This is a genomic window from Pseudomonas sp. HMSC063H08, assembly GCF_001813645.1.
Classification (GTDB): domain Bacteria; phylum Pseudomonadota; class Gammaproteobacteria; order Pseudomonadales; family Pseudomonadaceae; genus Pseudomonas; species Pseudomonas aeruginosa.
In genome coordinates this window covers 1-1,387 of sequence record NZ_KV813456.1, presented here as the reverse complement: position 1 = coordinate 1,387, position 1,387 = coordinate 1, and the positions used below count along the sequence as shown (strand labels likewise).

Here is a 1,387-nt window from a genome sequence, read left to right as displayed (position 1 = left end):
CGGCGCGTGACTAACTGGCCGTTGCGCCTGACACCAACTAGGTCGGATTCCGTACCGGCATCCACGGCTGCCGCCAGCCCTGCCGGCGGCGAGGCGATGAAGGCGTAGCTGGTGTCGGCGGCGATGTAGCCCTGAAGCCGCGCTGGCTTGCGGAACCAGGCCGGTAAACCAAGAGCGGAGTCCGCCGGCGAACCGCTGAAACCGGGGTTGGCGTGTGCGTACTCCGCCAGCCTGGAGCGGTAGAGCAGCAAGCTCCTGGCCAGGGTATCGACCTCGGCCAGTTCGGCGCTCGAGGTCGCGTGGTCGCTTTGTACACTCAGCCAGGTTCCGGTGAGCAGGGTGAGCAATAGGGCAATCCAGAGCAGCGGCATGATATCTGGAGGACTCCCTAGTTGAGGTAGGTGGCCGTCACACGCATGCCGGCGGAGTTGCCGAATCCTGCGAGCACAACGGTGCTGTAAAGGCAGAACCGGTGTCCGGCTTTCACCATGGCGGAGATCGAGGCGTCTTCAACTACGTCAGCGTTTCGCCCAGCGGTGGAGCGCGCTTGACCAACGATCACGCCATCGACTTCCAGGCGCAGAACGCCGGGGCCGGAGCCATTGATCAGCGCGTCCCTGGATACCGCTTGGCAGTGGGTGCGGGGTCGGTTATCGGCGGGATACTGTGCCAGCACCACAGGGGTGGCGATATTCACGCCACTGGGCCGTTTCCACAGCCCATCGGTGCAGAATAGGGGGCCGCTGTTGTCTCTGCCTACCAGGCCATTGGGGGCGCATCCTGCATTTTCTGCCGCCAAACCATTGATCTGAAGGTACTCGCCGACGGTCGTTCTACCTTCGGAGCTGAGCTTTCCCCCTCTCAATTCTCCGCCGGTATAAACGTTCTTGTTCATCCACGACCTGACCCATGTGCTGTCACTCATATACCAGCCACCGTCCCACCGTTCGTTGTACCAACCTGAGTTACCGCGGGTCCTGAACCAGCCTCCGGTGTACGTCTCGCCGGCGACGTCAGCAGTACCGGCTTTCACCGTGCCAGTGGCTGTCACGTTGCGCGCGCTGATGTCCGCGCTGGTCGTGATGTTTCCGCTGGCGGTGACCGCTCCGGCTGCGGCGATATTGTTGCCGCCCATATTCAATGCCGTGTTCATCCGGTTGAGCTCGGGATGACCCGGGACGGCATTGCGGTAGAGGTACTCGTTGGCAATGGCGCCGTCCTGGAAGAACAGCGCCGTCGCCAGGTGTCCAGCGCCGGGAGCGCTACCGAAATTGCTCAAGGCCACCTGCCAGGCGGCGCCCTGGGCGACACTGGTGTTGGTTTTCGAGATGTAGCCCCCGGTGGCTCCCATGAGCTGCGCGATCCGGCGGATCGAGAGTTCGGAAGC

2 protein-coding genes are annotated in these 1,387 nt (G+C 63.1%); both read right to left on the bottom strand.

Features of this window, described 5'->3' with window-relative positions:
- A partial coding sequence (gene pilM / locus HMPREF2924_RS15795; RefSeq protein WP_070700570.1) for a type IV pilus biogenesis protein PilM occupies positions 1-371 on the bottom strand: 371 nt, incomplete at its 3' end.
- Positions 372-388: 17 nt separating this feature from the next.
- On the bottom strand, positions 389-1,387 hold a 999-nt coding region (gene pilV / locus HMPREF2924_RS15790; protein ID WP_070700568.1), incomplete at its 5' end, for a shufflon system plasmid conjugative transfer pilus tip adhesin PilV.